13 protein-coding genes are annotated in these 15657 nt (G+C 58.7%); 3 read left to right on the top strand and 10 right to left on the bottom strand.

All coding sequences use genetic code 11. From position 1 onward, the window contains the following. Positions 1-193 precede the first annotated feature (193 nt). Genes ACXHRN_RS05005 through ACXHRN_RS05015 form a run of 3 tightly spaced genes read left to right on the top strand, consistent with a single transcriptional unit; the run spans position 194 to position 3937 of the window. Entirely contained in the window at positions 194-874 is a 681-nt protein-coding gene (locus ACXHRN_RS05005) for a hypothetical protein (protein ID WP_488640238.1), read from the top strand. Beyond that, a complete protein-coding gene (locus tag ACXHRN_RS05010) occupies positions 871-1959 on the top strand; it encodes a toxic anion resistance protein (protein ID WP_488640239.1) in 1089 nt (362 codons plus the stop codon). The genes ACXHRN_RS05005 and ACXHRN_RS05010 overlap by 4 nt, the downstream gene beginning before the upstream one ends. Then, complete coding sequence (locus tag ACXHRN_RS05015) at positions 1940-3937, top strand: hypothetical protein (protein ID WP_488640240.1); 1998 nt, start codon at positions 1940-1942, stop codon at positions 3935-3937. Before ACXHRN_RS05010 ends, ACXHRN_RS05015 begins: the two co-directional genes overlap by 20 nt. A gap of 103 nt (positions 3938-4040) precedes the next feature. Here ACXHRN_RS05015 and ACXHRN_RS05020 read toward each other — a convergent pair whose 3' ends face one another. The 10 genes from ACXHRN_RS05020 to ACXHRN_RS05065 all read right to left on the bottom strand — a co-directional run bounded on the left by ACXHRN_RS05020 (position 4041) and on the right by ACXHRN_RS05065 (position 15648). Further along, a complete protein-coding gene (locus ACXHRN_RS05020) occupies positions 4041-5147 on the bottom strand; it encodes a branched-chain amino acid ABC transporter substrate-binding protein (RefSeq protein WP_488640241.1) in 1107 nt (368 codons plus the stop codon). 229 nt (positions 5148-5376) lie between these two features. Then, a complete protein-coding gene (gene aptA / locus ACXHRN_RS05025) occupies positions 5377-6705 on the bottom strand; it encodes an omega-aminotransferase AptA (protein ID WP_488640242.1) in 1329 nt (442 codons plus the stop codon). Between the two features lie 369 nt (positions 6706-7074). Then, positions 7075-8196 (bottom strand): DUF2333 family protein, encoded by a 1122-nt coding sequence (locus tag ACXHRN_RS05030; protein ID WP_488640243.1) that lies wholly within the window; start codon positions 8194-8196, stop codon positions 7075-7077. Between the two features lie 2 nt (positions 8197-8198). Further along, a complete protein-coding gene (locus tag ACXHRN_RS05035; RefSeq protein WP_488640244.1) occupies positions 8199-9488 on the bottom strand; it encodes a DUF6638 family protein in 1290 nt (429 codons plus the stop codon). A gap of 50 nt (positions 9489-9538) precedes the next feature. Then, complete coding sequence (locus ACXHRN_RS05040) at positions 9539-9925, bottom strand: helix-turn-helix domain-containing protein (protein ID WP_488640245.1); 387 nt, start codon at positions 9923-9925, stop codon at positions 9539-9541. A gap of 5 nt (positions 9926-9930) precedes the next feature. Continuing rightward, the gene (locus tag ACXHRN_RS05045; RefSeq protein ID WP_488640246.1) at positions 9931-10206 is read right to left on the bottom strand and encodes a type II toxin-antitoxin system RelE family toxin; all 276 of its coding nucleotides are present in this window, start codon (positions 10204-10206) and stop codon (positions 9931-9933) included. A 36-nt stretch (positions 10207-10242) separates the two neighbouring features. Beyond that, positions 10243-12159, bottom strand: coding sequence for an AAA family ATPase (locus ACXHRN_RS05050; protein WP_488640247.1), 1917 nt, complete (start codon positions 12157-12159; stop codon positions 10243-10245). Between the two features lie 275 nt (positions 12160-12434). Next, positions 12435-13580, bottom strand: coding sequence for a hypothetical protein (locus ACXHRN_RS05055; RefSeq protein ID WP_488640248.1), 1146 nt, complete (start codon positions 13578-13580; stop codon positions 12435-12437). Positions 13581-13595: 15 nt separating this feature from the next. Then, complete coding sequence (locus tag ACXHRN_RS05060; RefSeq protein WP_488640249.1) at positions 13596-14483, bottom strand: prohibitin family protein; 888 nt, start codon at positions 14481-14483, stop codon at positions 13596-13598. Between the two features lie 76 nt (positions 14484-14559). Beyond that, positions 14560-15648 (bottom strand): hypothetical protein, encoded by a 1089-nt coding sequence (locus ACXHRN_RS05065; RefSeq protein WP_488640250.1) that lies wholly within the window; start codon positions 15646-15648, stop codon positions 14560-14562. Positions 15649-15657 lie beyond the last annotated feature (9 nt).

Below are 15657 nucleotides of genomic sequence, written 5' to 3' on the forward strand. Positions count from 1 at the left end.
GGCGATGTCGAGGCGGTCCAGAGGGAGGCTGTTTCTGCCGTCTTTGTACCAATTCGGTGCAAAGCGTTCAATCTTCCAAAATGGATTCTGCCTATTTTAAGTTTTAGATGGCATGAATGCACGCATCCTATTGCGGGGCTTCATGATTGTGGCGGCATGTTCACCAGAATTTCAACTCTCCACAAGGCCGGACGTGCTTTGCGAAGAGGCGCTGGCCTGGCTCGATGGCTCCGGCTCACGGTCGCAGATCGACGACAGCCTGCTTTCGGCGGAAGCGGCTTCGGCGATGCGGATTTGCATTCGCAAGGCAATGACGCTGATCGCCGGGCTTGATCTCGGCAAGATGCTTGCCACGCAACGTTGGTTCGACAGGCTTACCGGAGCCGACGTGGAGGCGCGACTGCGGTTTGAACTGTCGGCCAAGCAGATCAATCTCGCTTTCGATGCATTGCAAGGTGCTGCCACGCGGTCTCGCGCGCTTCTTGCGACCATGGCGATGGAACGCCAGCGCATAGCCGATGAGCAGGAGGCACTCGCAGACGCCATCGCCTATGCTCAAACTCTCGCCGTGGGCAGGGGCCGAGCCGACTCATTTCTTGTCCAGCGGTTTGACAGGCGCTTTGCCAATCTGAGCGCCATGCAATCTGCCAACGCCATGGCGATCGAGCAATTTCGGCTCGCCGAGAATGGTCTCAAAGCACTGCTTGATCGCTACACCGACATCGCAACGGTCGTCATTCCACTCTGGCAGCAGCATTTGTTTGCCATGTTGCATGCACCGGGAAGACTTCGCGAAAGTGATCCCGATGTCGCCGACTTCGCTCTTTGTCATTCCGCACTTGATGAGTATTTCACCGGAGAATCAAGATCATGAGCAATGCCGTGACCAGACCGGAGCTTTCCCCCGGCAACGAGGCTCGCTATGAAATCGATGCTGCGCATGAGAGCGAGGTCAATGAACTCGCCGCTTCGATCGATTTCTTCTCACCCAGGACGATCCTGGAATTCGGCTCGAAGGCCGTAGAGCGCGCCAACAACTACACCGACGAGATGTTGAGCAAGGCGCGGGCGAGCGACCTGGACGATACCGGCAAGAAACTGTCCGAGATTGTCGCGACCGCACAGGAATTCAACCTCGATTCGCTCGACAATCCCTGGAGCCGTATCCCCATCATCGGCTCGGTGCTGAAGTCGGTGATGATGTCGAAGGAGCGCGCCATGGCCCGCTTCGACAGCGTCAAGACGCAAGTTGACAAGCTGGTCGCCACGGTTGAAGGCACCGCAAAGCAGTTGCAGCATCGGGACGGGGATTATCAGGCCATCTATCATGGCGTCCGCGACGAATATGAAAGTCTGGGACTGCACATCGAAGCCATCACCAAACGGTTGGGCGAGCTTGATCGCGACCTTGCACGGCTGAATGACAGCCAGGCAGACATGGCAGCCCTGGAGCAGATTGGCGTTCTGGAGGCGGCGAAGAAAACGCTTTCCAAACGTGCGGACGACCTGCGTGTGCTGCAGCATTCGGCCATGCAGACCTTGCCCATGGTGCGCATTCTGCAGGCCAACAATCTGGCGATCGTCGATAAATTCACGACAATTCGTAACCTGACACTGCCGGCCTGGAAGCGGACTTTCCTGCTGTCGCTATCATTGAACGAGCAGAAGGAAGCCATCGGATTGGCGGACTCGATCGACAATGCGACCAACGCGATGTTGATGCGCAATGCCGAGATGCTGAAGCAGAATTCGGTGGCCGTCGCCAAATCGAACCAACGGCTGGTCATCGATGTCAGCACATTGAAATCGGTGCACAACAATATCCTCGATACTCTCAAGGAGGTTCGCCAGATCCATATCGATGGCGAGGCGTCGCGGGCAACTGCGCTGCAGGAACTGGACAGGCTGCGTGTTGAAATGGTTGCCGGAGTGAAAGCCATTGGCGCTCCAGGCCAGTAGAGCCGGCACGATACGCCGTGCAACCGACCTTGCTTCTTCCGACGCCGCGAGCTCAAGTCAGGCTGACGTCGACGACCGCTTGGCCGAGCGCGAAAGGCTTTTGCGGCTGGTCGGTGAGTTGGCGCTGTTTTTCGGCACCATGGCGCTGCTTGCGGGCCTTTATTTTGCCCGCCAGATATCGGGTTTCGATTACCTGAAAGAAGGATTGATCCATCTGCCGGACGCACTGGTTGGTGGATATGACTATGCCAAGCCGGTCATAGAGCAGCGCCTGCTTCCTGAATTTCGCAATGTCCCGGCCGGCAATCCGTTTTTCACCGTCGTCCTGCTATTTGCCGTCTTCAGCGCATTGCTTCGCAAACGGCAGATCATCACATGGATATTCCTCGGCTTTTGCATCCTGCCCTGGCCACTTCTGGGGCTGATGATCCCCGGCCTCGGCGTGGCGGCCTCGCTGATCCTCATCTACAAACTGCTGTCGGCCTTGCGACGCAAGGATCTCGGCCGGGCAGCCATTCTCGGCGGGTGTTTCGTCGCCATGTGGACGTATTTCTCCGTTGACCAGATGGATTTGATGCGCAGCGAGAACCGCAGGCCGGTCGTGCGCTACTTTGGCTTGGTCAATGACAGTAAATCTGTGACGAGCAAGGCGAAGGAAATTCGCCGCCTCACGACATTCGGCGACATGATTGTCTCCACGCCAGCGATGACCGGCGCCAAGGCCTATGCGCTCGCACAGGAAGGCTTTTTCCGCAATGATCCCGGTATCGTCAGCGCGAACCTCGGGCCGGCCATGGCCGAATTCGGCTCGTCCGGCAGCCTCGAGAACAATCGGCTTATTGCACTTCGAAACTATCTGGCCTCCAAGGAAATCGGTGACCCCGCGGTGATCTCTGCCTATCGGTCCCGTGCGACCTTCTACAGAATCGTGACCAACCTCTTCTTTGCACTCGCGGCTTTTGGCATCCTGTCTGGCAGCATGTTGGAAATGCTTGCCGCGCGCATCGTCAAGCGAACCCTGCGGATCGAAAAGATCCGGGAGAAGCTTGAGCCGTTGGATGCCCGGCCGAAGGTCGCGGGCGGCGGCGCTGCCCCTGTCTCGCTCGAGGCCGCGAGCATTCGCAAATTGAAGCGGCGGGCAATGTGGATGGGAGTGGCCGCCACGCCTTTTGCAATCGCGGCGGCAGTTGCAGGAACCATCGCCCTGTATCTGTCAATTCCCGCAGCCACCGGCAACAATGGCTTTTCGGCCGTTCATATCCTGCCGCCGGCATTTTCCAATTTCCCCAAGGGCTACCTCAACGTGACGCCGGATCAATTGGATTTTCTGGTTATGCCGTCGCCATTGATTGCGATTCTACCTTATGCCGCCTTTGTTGCACTCGTGGTGCTGTTGGCATTGCGAAAGTATCGCTATTTCCTGATCGTTCTAGCGTGCGCGGTGCTCTATTCGTTTTACGGCGTCTTCGGCGCCACCCGCAGCGGTCTGATCGAACTGCCCATCGCGGACATCAAGCCTTCGACGATTGGAGCGATGCAAAACCACCTGTCGATAACGCTGCCTGTCGATGGTGCGGAGTCGGCAGCGGAAGGCAGGACCCGTGAGGCCTACCGCTATGTCCTGGCCCAGATCGCCTACATCTCCGGCAACAGAGACGACACGGCCACTCAATTGCAAGCACTGGGAGTGCCAAAATACTGGGACATCCCCTCGGTTCAGTGGCGACTTGCAATCATGCAGGAATGGCTTGCGGCCAACGGTATCGCGCTGACAAGCGAAGCCCAACCGTTTGTCAGTCCCGATGTGTTCCGCACGCTTTCCAACAACCTGTTGCTGATAGCCCTTGGATTGATCGCGCTGGGGGCGCCCTTTGCCGGACTGGCTGCTGTACTAATGGTTCGCAAACGGAGGGTAGAGGCGTTCATTGCGGAAATCAGTCGGCAAAGTCTTGGCCGCAAGGCTGCCTTGATAAGCTGAGTTTCGAGAGTCCCGAGCGCTGCGGATCGTCCCCGCATGTCGGCAACGAAAAAGGGCGGCATCACGGCCGCCCTCACATGCTCTTATGTGTCTGCGAGATCGATTACTCGGCGGAGACGATCTTGCCGCCTTCCCACTTGTAGAGCGAGAAGCTCTGTGACGTCATGTCGCCGGTTTCGCCGTAGGTGATCTTGCCGATGGCCGTAGCGATCGGTTCGCCGGTCTTGAGTGCGGCGACAACGGCCTGCGAATCTTCGGCCGTCTTGGCCTTCTCGATGCCCGCCTTGATGACTTCAACTGCGGCATAGGCGTTCAGCGTGAAGGCTTCCGCGGGTATGTTCTTGGCGGTGAGCGCGTCGACGGCCGCCTTGGAATCCGGGCTCTTCAGCGCGTCGGATGCGTTGGTGAAGATGGTGCCCTGAGCGGAATCGCCGCCGATGGTCGAGAATTCGGTGTTCGACAGGCCGTCGCCACCGATGATCTGGGCGTTTACCGCAATATCATGCAGCTGGCGGGCGAGCAGGCCGGCCTCGGGATGATAGCCACCGAAATAGACGACGTCGACCTTCTCGGCCTTGAGGCGGGTCGTCAGCGCGCTGAAGTCCTTGTCGCCGGGGGTCAGCGCTTCATTGAGTACTTCGGTGACACCACCCTTGTTCAGCGTCGCCTTGAAGGCGTCGGTCAGGCCTTTGCCGTACTGGCCCTTGTCATTGATGATGGCGATCCGCTTGTCCTTGAATTTTTCGAGGACATAGGTTGCCGCAACCTCGGCCTGCTGGTCGTCGCGACCGCAGGTGCGCAGGATGTTGGTCAGGCCTCGCGCCGTCAGGGCAGGGGCGGTTGCCGTCGGCGTGACCATCAGCACACCATTTTCGGCAAACACGTCCGAAGCGGGAACGGCGACGCCGGAGGTCACCGGACCGACGACGAAATGGATGCCTTCGCCGACCAGTTGGTTCGCAGCAGAGACACCCTGCTTGGGCTCGCCGGCATCGTCGGCGAATTTGATCACGACCTTCTCACCGAGAATGCCGCCCTTCTTGTTGATCTCATCGACGGCGACCTGGGCGCCGTTCTTCACCTGGTCGCCATAGGCTGCCACCGGTCCGGTCAGAGGCGCGATAACGCCGATGACGATGTCAGCATGCGCGAGCGTGGCAAAAGCCAGCGACGCGATGAGAGCGGTGCCCGTCAACAGTTTCAGTTTCATGGTTTCCTCCGTGGGACGGCCGTCATTTTCCGGCGGCGGCCTTTCGCCGAGCAATCGGTGCGATTGCCTGTCGTCTCGCGCGGCGTTGCGCGCAATCCTGCAAGCGCACGGAGACTGCTGCCTCCGTGCGCAAGAAAAAATCAGTGTAGGTCATTGGCGCATTGAAGCAAAGCGCCTGGCAATATCTGGCCCCCGCCGGTCAACGGCGAGGGTCGCATTGATCTGGCGATCAGGCGTTGGCGATCAGCACTTCGCGGAGCTTGCCGAACAGTTCGTCGATATGGCTCTTCTCGATGATCAGCGGCGGCGACAGCGCGATGATGTCGCCCGTCGTGCGGATCAGCAGGCCCTTTTCGTAGGCCTTGAGGAAGGCATTGAAGGCGCGCTTGGTCGGCTCGCCGGCGATCGGTGCCAGTTCGATGGCGCCGATCAGGCCGATATTGCGGATATCGATGACATGCGGGCAATCGCGGAGCGAATGGATCGCGTCTTCCCAATAGGAAGCGAGTTCGGCGCCGCGGGTCAGCAGGCCTTCTTCCTTGTAGGTGTCGAGTGTGCCGAGCGCTGCGGCCGAGGCAATCGGGTTGCCCGAATAGGTATAGCCGTGGAAGAACTCGATCATGTGTTCCGGGCCGTTCATGAACGCGTCATGGATCTCGGAGGTCACGAACACCGCGCCCATCGGGATGACGCCATTGGTCAAACCCTTGGCTGTGGTGATCATGTCGGGCATGACGTCGAAATACTGGGCGGCAAACGGCGTGCCGAGACGGCCGAAGCCGGTGATGACTTCGTCGAAAATCAGCAGGATGCCGTGCTTGGTGCAGATCTCGCGGAGCTTCTTGAGGTAGCCCTTGGGCGGCAGGATGACGCCGGTGGAGCCGGCAACCGGCTCGACGATGACAGCCGCGATGGTCGAAGCGTCATGCAGGGTGACGATGCGTTCGAGTTCGGAAGCGATATCGCCGCCGAATTCCGGCTCGCCCTTGGTGAAGGCGTTCTTGTCCGGGAAATGGGTGTGCGGCATGTGGTCAACGCCGGTCAGCAGCGTGCCGAACATCTTGCGGTTGGAGACGATGCCGCCGACCGAAATGCCGCCGAAGTTGACACCGTGGTAGCCGCGTTCGCGACCCACCAGACGGAAGCGCGAGCCGTTGCCCTTGACGCGGTGATAGGCCAGCGCAACCTTGAGTGCGGTCTCGACCGATTCCGAACCGGAATTGGTGTAGAGAACGTGGTTCATGCCTTCGGGCGCAATATCGACGAGGCGGTTGGCCAGTTCGAAAGCCTTGGGGTGACCGAGCTGGAATGCCGGTGCATAGTCGAGTTCGCCAGCCTGCTGGCGGATCGCTTCGGTGATCTTCGGGCGGCAATGGCCGGCATTGACGCACCAGAGGCCAGCGGTGCCATCGAGCACGGTGCGGCCATCATGTGTCTGGTAATACATGTCCTTGGCGCTGACGAACAGCCGCGGTTCTTTCTTGAACTGGCGGTTGGCGGTGAAGGGCATCCAGAACGCCCGCATATCATTGGGCGTCGTGTTCAGGCGGTTGGACATTTTTGGCTCCAGAATTCTCGAAATTGGTGCAGATTCCGTTCAAAAATGTCCGAATTAGCGCTCGTGGGCGTCAATTTGGCCGGTTCCTACGGCATTCTGCTTTGGGAAGCCAACCTACCAACAGCGCTGCCATGGTCAAGGCACCCCAACGAATTTCATAAGAGATCACTGGATTTGATACGAGCGATGAAAGGCTGGCGTTGTAAGTCCGGCACAAGATTGGTGTGAGAACCATGGTGTCGGAGAGGACAACCACTGGTGGGGCATAGCGGCCAGGTGTTGTCCTCTTCCAACGACGGCGGCAAGCCAGAATAGCTCCGTTTCCCATTGACCGGGGAAACGGAGTTTTTGTTTTGAGGATTTGCTGGATCAGCGATCCAGCACGTCGCGGATGTCGACGAGATTGTTGCGGGCGTTCAGCAGGTAGAAGCCCTGGGTCGACAGATGGTTCGGCATGATCCAGCCATCCTCGCGCCCATTGGAGATGATCGCCGGCTGTATCCTCAAAGTCGAGCGGAATCGCTCCAACATCTGTTTCCAGAGCGCGCCGAGGTTCTTTTCGGTAATGACAGGCAGAAAGTCAGCCCGGGTCGCCGTCAGGATGGCGTAATAGCCGTACATCTGGCCGTAGGCGAACCAGAAGCGGTCATCGGCGCGGGTGTCGAACCAGCCGGCATTGTGGTTTTCCGAACGCTCCTTCAGCATGGCCGATGTGCTGCCAAGATCGTTGGAGATGCGATCGAGAAACTGCAGCAGGTTATCTGTGCGGCCGTCGAAAATTGCTGCGCAGCTTTCAAGTTCCTTGTTGAAGTCGCGCAGTTCGGTGATCGCCTGGCGATAAACGTTCTGCGTCGGGGTACGGAAGCCGAAGGGCGAGAAGCTGATATACCAGGACTCCTCGTCATACTGCATGTTCTGGCGGGCATCCTGCAGGTTCCTGTTGATGCCCGAGGTGGCGCGCACGCGGGTCAGCGTATCGACCAGTTCGATCGTCGTGCGGCGAACGGCCTGGTTGACGCCCCGCTGGAAGCTTGCCTTGTTGTCGAGGAAGGGCGTGCTGTCCCAGTCCAGTCCGAAGAAGCCGGCCTTGTAGGTGGGCATCGAGGAAATCCAGGTGTTCTGGTTGACTTCGAAATCGATCAGGTCGGCAGCAACGGTGACGATGGCCGAGCCCTGGCATTTCTTGGGCGCCGCGGCGTCTGCATTCGGCACATCCGCACCGGCTGCCAGCTTGCGCTGGTCTAGCTTGTAGCTGCTGATGAAGTCGGGATTGAAGGTCGACCAGACCTGCGTCTGCCAGATGAAATGGGCATAGATGACCACGAGAAAGAGCAGGATCAGCCCGACAACAGCCTTCAAGATCAGGCCGCGCGATGCGTACCAGCGGCTGGCGCTGAGGAAAGGAAACAGGATCCAGGCGATGACGATTCCGACGCCACGCCCGATGGCGCTGAAGATGCTCTGAACGAATTGGATGATCGGATCGAGCATGGTCACTCCTCTTTGATACCATAAAGGCGCCGACGGAATTCGACTTTGTTCTTCAGATATGTGTTTTCCAGCGTCTTCACAACGTATTCGCGGAACTTTTCGGAATACTTCTCATAGGCTGCGTAAAAGCCCTGCTTGTCGAAGATGTAGCGCGAGACGAAATCATGCGGCTGCATCTGCGACAACAGCTGGTTGACCAGCCACTGATCCGGGTGGCTCGGCTCGGCACGCACCAGAAGGAAGCGATAGCGCGCGGCGACATCGGGCATGCGGATGCTGCCGGTCGTGGTGACCACGCGGTACATTTCGTTGAGCAGGGGATAGCTGCCGTCCTGCGAGACCAGGTTGGCGTTCATATGCGCCCAGGTCGTGAGCCAGACCATGTCGGCACGTTCAGGATCGAAATTCGGATCGGCGTCATTGGCAAGGCCGAGCAGGATCATCTGCATGCGGTGCTGGTAAAGGCCCGATTGCTGGATCCACGAGGCCTGCGGCAGTTCGATGCGCTTGGTGCGGGCAAGAAAGCCGTAGATCGTGTCATAGTCGTTGATATCGATATAGGAGACCTGCCACGGCCGCGCCTTGCGGAAACCGGGCACGGTGGGCTGGCAGATGACGGTGGTGTTGCGACCATCGTGGAAGACGAAGACGCCGCCGAAATGGTTGGCCCAGAAAGCATCGTGGCGGAAGACCAGCTTGTCCGGCACCAGCGTGTTCTGTCTGATGTCGCCGGTGACCTTGGCGAGTTCGACCATGCGGTTGAGCATATCGTCATCGCGCCACGCATCGGGCTGGGAGACGAGCCGGTCGGCGAGCGAGCGGAGTTCGGACGCCTTGCCAAGAATGTCTTCGGCCGAGTGGACCTTGAAGTTCACCTCGTTGATCGACAGCAGGTCCTCGATATGATCGACGGTTGCGACCGAATCCTCGATCTCGCCATAGAGCGCGTCTTTGATCGTGACTGCGCTGATGGCACGCGCATTGGCAGTGAAGAACTCGTGCATCAGGCCGGCGGTGTTGGAAAAGCTGGTGTGAACCACCGGCAATTGCTCCTGCTCAGGCGCCAGGATGATGAAGCGGCGATTGACCTGGTTGGGATCGAGATAATCGCGATCCCCCAGCTCGTCGGCGACCTGCGGCGAAAAGCCGGTCATGTCGATATCGAATTCGGTGAGCTTGGTCTCCTTGAGGCCAAACGCCGTCAGGGCCTTGTTGTAGCGGGCAATCAGATGCGGCTCGGTCACCGGCAAAAGCCGTCCGTAAATCAGTTCTGCTTCGAGGAGGCGTTTCATGCGGTCAACTTACTCATGAGCATGTTCCGAGAATCGAGGCGGTGAAAGCCTCATTCCACGTCATCTACCAGATCGTCTATCGTCACTTGCAGTTCCTGCGCAATTCTTTTCAAGGTGGCAATGCCGCCGTCTTTCTTTCCGGTCTCGATTTCGGAAAGGAAAGCGGCACTAATGCAGGTGCGTTCCGCCAATTCCCTGCCCGAAAGGCCCCGAAGTTCGCGATAAACCCGGATGGGATGTTCGCCGTCGATCAATCGGTTTGCAAATTCCGCAGGAATTGCTTCTTCCTCGCCGGTGCCCAGCTTCGTCTTGTAGTCGGCGACAGCGGCAAGATCCTCGGCCAGTTCAGCTTTCTCAACGAGCTCCTCATAGTCATGTCGACTGAGGACGATCATTTCCTCGCCATTGGGTGTCTTAAACGATACCGCTGTATTCATCGCCCTTATCCTTTGTAGATATCGCCTCGCGCCCCGATCTTGATGACTTCGATCACGACGTCGTTTTCATCGAATATGACTCTCCAGTCGCCAACGCGTAATCGATAACAGTCAGATCCCTGCAGTCTCTTTACGTTGTTTGCCATCGATGTCGGATCAGACGCGTATTGGCTGATTTTAGTCCTGATCTTTATGGATTCGTTGTTCGGAATACGCTTTAAGCTTTTGATCGCTTGTTTGCTGTAAGCTATTTTCTTCAACGAATCATAGCCCCAATGCATGAAATTGGCAACATAATTCGCTTTTAGCGAATTTTCTTATGCGCCCCACCGCCCATCCTTCTTCATTTCCTCGATCTCGTGGATGGCTTTTTCGCGCTGGCGCTCGCGGCGGATGATGTCGTTGATCGCCGCGTCGTCCGACTTGTCGGTGTAGCGGAATTCGCTATCGGCGTAGCGGTTGATCTCCTGCAGCACCATGTCGATGGTGATCGGGCCGCGCAGTTCTTCGATCATCGCTTTCTTCTCATCATAGGGCCTGTGCATGAAGTTTTCGGGCTTGGCGAACCAGTCATCAGGCAGGTCGACATCCATGGCCCGCATCTTGATCGCATCGGTGATGTTCTTGACGGCGCGGCCGGTGAAGCGGGGTTCGGCGACGCGGATCATGTAGAGGTAGGTGCCGACATCGGCGAGCGTCGACAGGCCGCCCTTTTCCTTCTGGTACTTGTCCCATACGGCCATCAGGCCTTCCTCATGCGGCTTCGCATAGGCCTCGTAGGATTCCGAGACGGCCTTATTGATCTCCTGGTTGGCATAAAGCGCGTGCTGACCCAGAGGGATCGAATGGTTCTTGCCGGCCAGCAGCGCGAAGATATCGATATAGTCCTCACGGCTCTGCGGGCCATCGACCAGCCAGCGGGCGCCGGCGCGCTGGCGGAGCGCATCGTCGACATTTTCGGGGTAGTTGGAAAACATGCCGAAAGTGGCATTGCCGCGCACGACGGTCGAGGCGCCGGCGAAGCTTTCCATCAGCACGGCGGTGACTTCCTGCTGGCCTGCCGAGGCGCGATCATCGGAGCGCTTGGCGGCCACCTGGTCGACGTCGTCAACGGTGCCGAAGCCGATGGCCTTCGGGTTCATCACGTTGTTGATGAAGTCCTTGCAGTTCTGGCCCGACTTTCCCTGATAGGACGAGATCTGGTCGACGCCGAAATTCTCGTAGTGGAACGCATAGCCGGCGACATCGCAATAGTCGTTGATCAGGCCGGCAATCATCTGGATCAGCGTCGTCTTGCCAGTGCCGGGCATGCCGTCGCCGATAAAGGTGAAGAGGAAGCCGCCGAGTTCGACGAACGGGTTCATCTGCTTGGTGAAGTCGTAGGCCATGATCATCTTGGCGAGCTTCATGCCCTGGTATTTGGCAATGTGGTTGCCGATCACCTCGTCCGGCTTCTTGAAGCTCATAACAAGCGGCTTGCGCTTGGCACCGGGCGCGACATCGAAGCCATTGAGATCGAAATCATCCTGCTCGACGCGGATATGGATATTCTCGAATGCGGCAAGACCGGTGAAGCGCGCCTTGCGCTCGGTCAGGCCGGCGATCGCCACCCGGGCAAAGGCGCGGGCGCGAGACAGCATGGCGGCATCGTCAACCGAGCCCTGGATGGCGCGCTCCAGCCCGGCGATCATCGACTTGGCGGCATCCTGTGGCGTGTCGAACAGGAAATCGGGTTCCGGCACGTCCTCGGCCGGTTCGCCCTCGCCGGGGATGGTGACCGACAGATAAGCGGCAATCGAAAACGCCGTGATGTAGGCTGCGGCATTCAGCAGGTTGCGGAAGGTGTCAGCATCCGGGCCGGTCAGCGGTGCCGAGGCATTGCGGGCCTGCAGGCCTTCGAGATTGGTCTGGCGGGCGAACACGTCAGCTACGGCAAGCCCAACCATCGTGCCACGGCGGGTGCGAAACAGCAGCGTATGCTGGTTGGGCGACAGCATCTGGTCGGTCGGCCGGATCGACTGGATCGTACGCGCCAGCTCGACCTCGCGGGTGCGCCGGACCGAGCCAGTTGATACCGTAGAGACGAAGCGACGGCCGGTACCGGCGAGTGCCGTGCCCGAAGTGCCGCTATCGTTTTCCAGAATGACGATCTTGGTGACGAAGCTCTGGGCGATCGACAGATGCTTGAGGATATCGTCCTCGGGAATTGCCGTAAGGCCGGTGTTTAGGGACATGCGGTCTTCCTTTCCTCGATCGGGCCGGGGGCGGACGCCTGCCCCTAGCCTGCAAATTGGCGGTTACACGTTGCGGGATTAACCCTCACCAAGCGCGCCCAGGCACTCGACTTTCGGTCTCGCGCGGGCTTGCTATCCTCTCCCACAAGGGGAGAGGCAAACTTGCGGCGCTGCCGCGGATTACCTCTCCCCTTGTGGGAGAGGATAGCTCGTCCCCAAGAGGCGAAGCCGATTGGTTGGACGAACTTGGTGAGGGGTATTCGAGCGCATCAATCTCACACCTCGCTCGTCACCTGGTTTCCGGAAATGACATGGACCTTGTAGCCCGCGAAAATACGCTCGGCCTCGCCGGAGGCGTAGAGCGCGGTATAGGCTTCGTGCGGCACGAGCGCGTGTTTTTCAAAAGCGCTGACACCCATGCGGGAGGCTTCGAGGTCGGTGGTGTCGATGTGGAATTCCTGCATCGCCGGGGTAGACGAAAAGAAGCCCTTCTGCGCCGGAATTTCCTTGGTCGAAAATACTTCCTGCACCGTCCAGGTCAGCAGCCAGGCATTTTCCGGCTTGCGGACGCGTGACAGGATGCCGTTGATGACGGCATTGTTCTCGGTGATGCCGGCCGAATAAAACGGACCGATGACGATGCGGCGCATCTGCTTGGGATGCAGGGTTGGGAAATCACGGTCCAGGTTGGTAGCGATGGTGACAGGCGACAGTGCGTAGCTGTTGTTGCGGATGACGAAATCGTCAAAGCGCGAGGCAAGTTCGGGGTTGAGAAATCCACCGACCGGCAACGGAATATCGATATCCGGATTGAGCGTGCCTTTGTCCGTTACCAGCATCCGCACCATGTTTTCAGAGGAGTCTTCGATGCGGGCGATGTAGATCATCGGCAGTGTCTGTGTGCCGTCGAAGGACGCCCAGTTGACGACGCAGGACGGGCGGCCGTTCTGCGGATTGACTGAAACGGCCGAGGTTTCCGGCAGCATCACCGGCGAAAACACCTCGCCCTTGACGACTTCCTCCAGATAGAGCCGCTCGGCCATGCTGGTTTGCAATACCTCGGGAAAGCTCTTGGTGCGCAGGATGAAATCGACCATCTCGGCACGCAGCCTCTGGCCGTCGGGGATGGCCGCCAGCCGTTCGGGCGCGCTCTTGCGGTCGTTTTCGAGCTCGAGGACATTCTGATAGACCGGAAAGCCGGATTCCGCCCGCGAGATGCGGAAGTGATCCATGAAGCCGATCTTGTTTTCCCAGCAGCCGAGCGACGTCTTCAGCCGCTCGACATATTTCATGATCAGCGTCGCGGTCAGGTCCTTGATTGTCTGGCCGCGGCTCATGTCGTCGAGATAGAGCTCCATTCCGCCAAATGCGGATCTGACCGTCTGGAAATATTGGCCGACCGTGGGTTCCATCGCATTCATGAGATCTGTCCGCTGTTATTTCATGCCGATGAAGGGCAGGGCTGAACCGGGCACCATGGTGTTCGGCAACTGGCCGTTCCATTTTTCCGCAGCCGTGAGGTTTATGAGCGAGGGATTGTCTTGAAGCGCCGCACCCTTGGCGCGGATCGCATCAGCCTCGGCGTTACCGGCAAGCCGGGTGGCGGCGGCATTGGCTTCGGCTTCGGCGCGCACGGCGTCGGCCCGGGCATTGGCCTGGGTCACGGTGATCTGTGCCTGGACTTTTTCGCGTTCGGCATTCTGCCGGAGCTTCTGAACCTCGACCTCGGCCAGCATGCGGTTCTCTATGGATTGCTCATAGGCATCGGAGAAGTCGATGTTTTCGATCTGGACGCTGTCGATCATCACCGGTCCGATCACGGATTTGGTGATCGCTTCCTGTGTCTGGGCGTTGAGCCGCGCCCGCTCCTGTATCGCGGTGACGGCGTTGAACTGGCCGAAGACGTTCTTGACCTGCTCAAAGACACGGCGGTCGATCAGCCGGTTGACGACACCTTCTTCGCCGCCATATTCGGCGTAGATCTTCTGCACCTGGTCGGCGGGCAGGCGGTAATTGACCGAAAGGGTGATGTCGGCGGGCTGCTGGTCGCGGGAATAGGTGTTGACGTGCTCATAGACCTTGCTGCGGTTCTGGGTAGTGATCTTCACCACCTTGTCGATGATCGGCAGCTTGAAGCCGAGGCCCGGCTCGGCGGTGCCGACCACCGCCCCATTGCGGAGGATGACGCCGCGTTCGCCCTGGTCGACAGTATAGAAGCTGCCGCCGCCGAAAATCAGCAGGGCAAGAAAGATCACGATCGCGATAGAGGCGATCCTGACATAACTGCCTCGCTTCGTCGGCGTGGCGGCTATTGTGTTCGGCATGAAAACCTCCCGCAGGTGCGCGGCCTGCGCCGGATCAAATCCACCGCAAACGCGCGTTCACCAATGTTCTGCCTAATTACTGCTTCACGTAATTTGCTGAATTATGCTTGTCCATCACCGCCTGGAAGCGGCGAGCGAAGGCATCGTCGGCCAGTTTCTTGCGGCGCTGGATATCCTGGGTCGAAAGCATGTTCTTCTCATGCATTTCCAGGAGATCGCCGATGTGCTTCTGGGCTGCGGCGCCGATGCCGGCCATGGTTTCTTCGGCTGCGGTATCGACCTGGCTGCCAAGGGTGTTGATCTTGTGGGCGACGTCCTGCTGGGCTGCCGTCTTCAACGAGTCCTCAAGCGCCTTGTAGAGCACGATGCGCTGTTCGGTATCGATCGTCAGCTTGTTGATCAGCGTGTTCTGGGCGGCGATCTGGTTGTTGAGCGAATCGACGAAAGTCTGGAACATCGAAGTATAGCGCTCGAGCGTCTGGCTTTCGGCCAGCAGTTCCTGTTCCTTGGCCTGCATCTGATTGTATTCTGTGGCGAGCTTGGAACGGTCGCCCTCAAGTGCCGTGCGGCCCATCTGGTCGGTCGCCGAGGCGATCTTGTTTTCGATGTCGAGCAGCAGCGGGTTGATCTCCTCGATGCGCTTCTGCACGGCCTCTAGATTGGTGATGGTGTTCTTGCGGCGCTCGATGACCTGGATGAGGTTGGCCTCAGAGGTTTTGTAGCGCTGGTCGAGAACGTTCTTCTGTTCCTTGAGCATGCCGACGATGGAATCGGACTTCGACAGCAGTTCCTGCAGGTTGCCGGCCAGCGACATGTTGCGGACGCGCTCGGTGCGCATGCGGGTGGCCTGCTGCTTGGAGAAGATGCCGATGAACTTTTCCCAGCCGGTCTGGCTCTTCATGCTCTCGAATTCGGAGCCGAAGACATTGGTGGCGTCTTCGAGGCCGATGATCAGGTCGGCGATATTGCCTTCCATGGCCTTCTGCTGGTTGATCACATCCTGGATGCGCGCATTCTCGATGTCGAAATTCGCGTCGCCGATCTTCGTATCGGCCTTGGCGAACTGGTCGAGGACTCCCGTCGAGGCATCGAGCTTGCCGCGCATGTCGTTGATCGTCGTGCGGGTTTTTTCGATTTCTGCATCGAAGGATTGGAGCGTAGCCATATTCATTCC

Source organism: Shinella sp. OV683, from assembly GCF_057787725.1.

Bases quoted from the DNA above. Each gene is read 5' to 3' on its own strand.
- ACXHRN_RS05010 (WP_488640239.1), top strand. From the start codon at position 871: ATGAGCAATGCCGTGACCAGACCGGAGCTTTCCCCCGGCAACGAGGCT.
- ACXHRN_RS05020 (WP_488640241.1), bottom strand. From the start codon at position 5,147: ATGAAACTGAAACTGTTGACGGGCACCGCTCTCATCGCGTCGCTGGCT.
- aptA (WP_488640242.1), bottom strand. From the start codon at position 6,705: ATGTCCAACCGCCTGAACACGACGCCCAATGATATGCGGGCGTTCTGG.
- ACXHRN_RS05030 (WP_488640243.1), bottom strand. From the start codon at position 8,196: ATGCTCGATCCGATCATCCAATTCGTTCAGAGCATCTTCAGCGCCATC.
- ACXHRN_RS05035 (WP_488640244.1), bottom strand. From the start codon at position 9,488: ATGAAACGCCTCCTCGAAGCAGAACTGATTTACGGACGGCTTTTGCCG.
- ACXHRN_RS05040 (WP_488640245.1), bottom strand. From the start codon at position 9,925: ATGAATACAGCGGTATCGTTTAAGACACCCAATGGCGAGGAAATGATC.
- ACXHRN_RS05045 (WP_488640246.1), bottom strand. From the start codon at position 10,206: ATGCATTGGGGCTATGATTCGTTGAAGAAAATAGCTTACAGCAAACAA.
- ACXHRN_RS05050 (WP_488640247.1), bottom strand. From the start codon at position 12,159: ATGTCCCTAAACACCGGCCTTACGGCAATTCCCGAGGACGATATCCTC.
- ACXHRN_RS05055 (WP_488640248.1), bottom strand. From the start codon at position 13,580: ATGAATGCGATGGAACCCACGGTCGGCCAATATTTCCAGACGGTCAGA.
- ACXHRN_RS05060 (WP_488640249.1), bottom strand. From the start codon at position 14,483: ATGCCGAACACAATAGCCGCCACGCCGACGAAGCGAGGCAGTTATGTC.
- ACXHRN_RS05065 (WP_488640250.1), bottom strand. From the start codon at position 15,648: ATGGCTACGCTCCAATCCTTCGATGCAGAAATCGAAAAAACCCGCACG.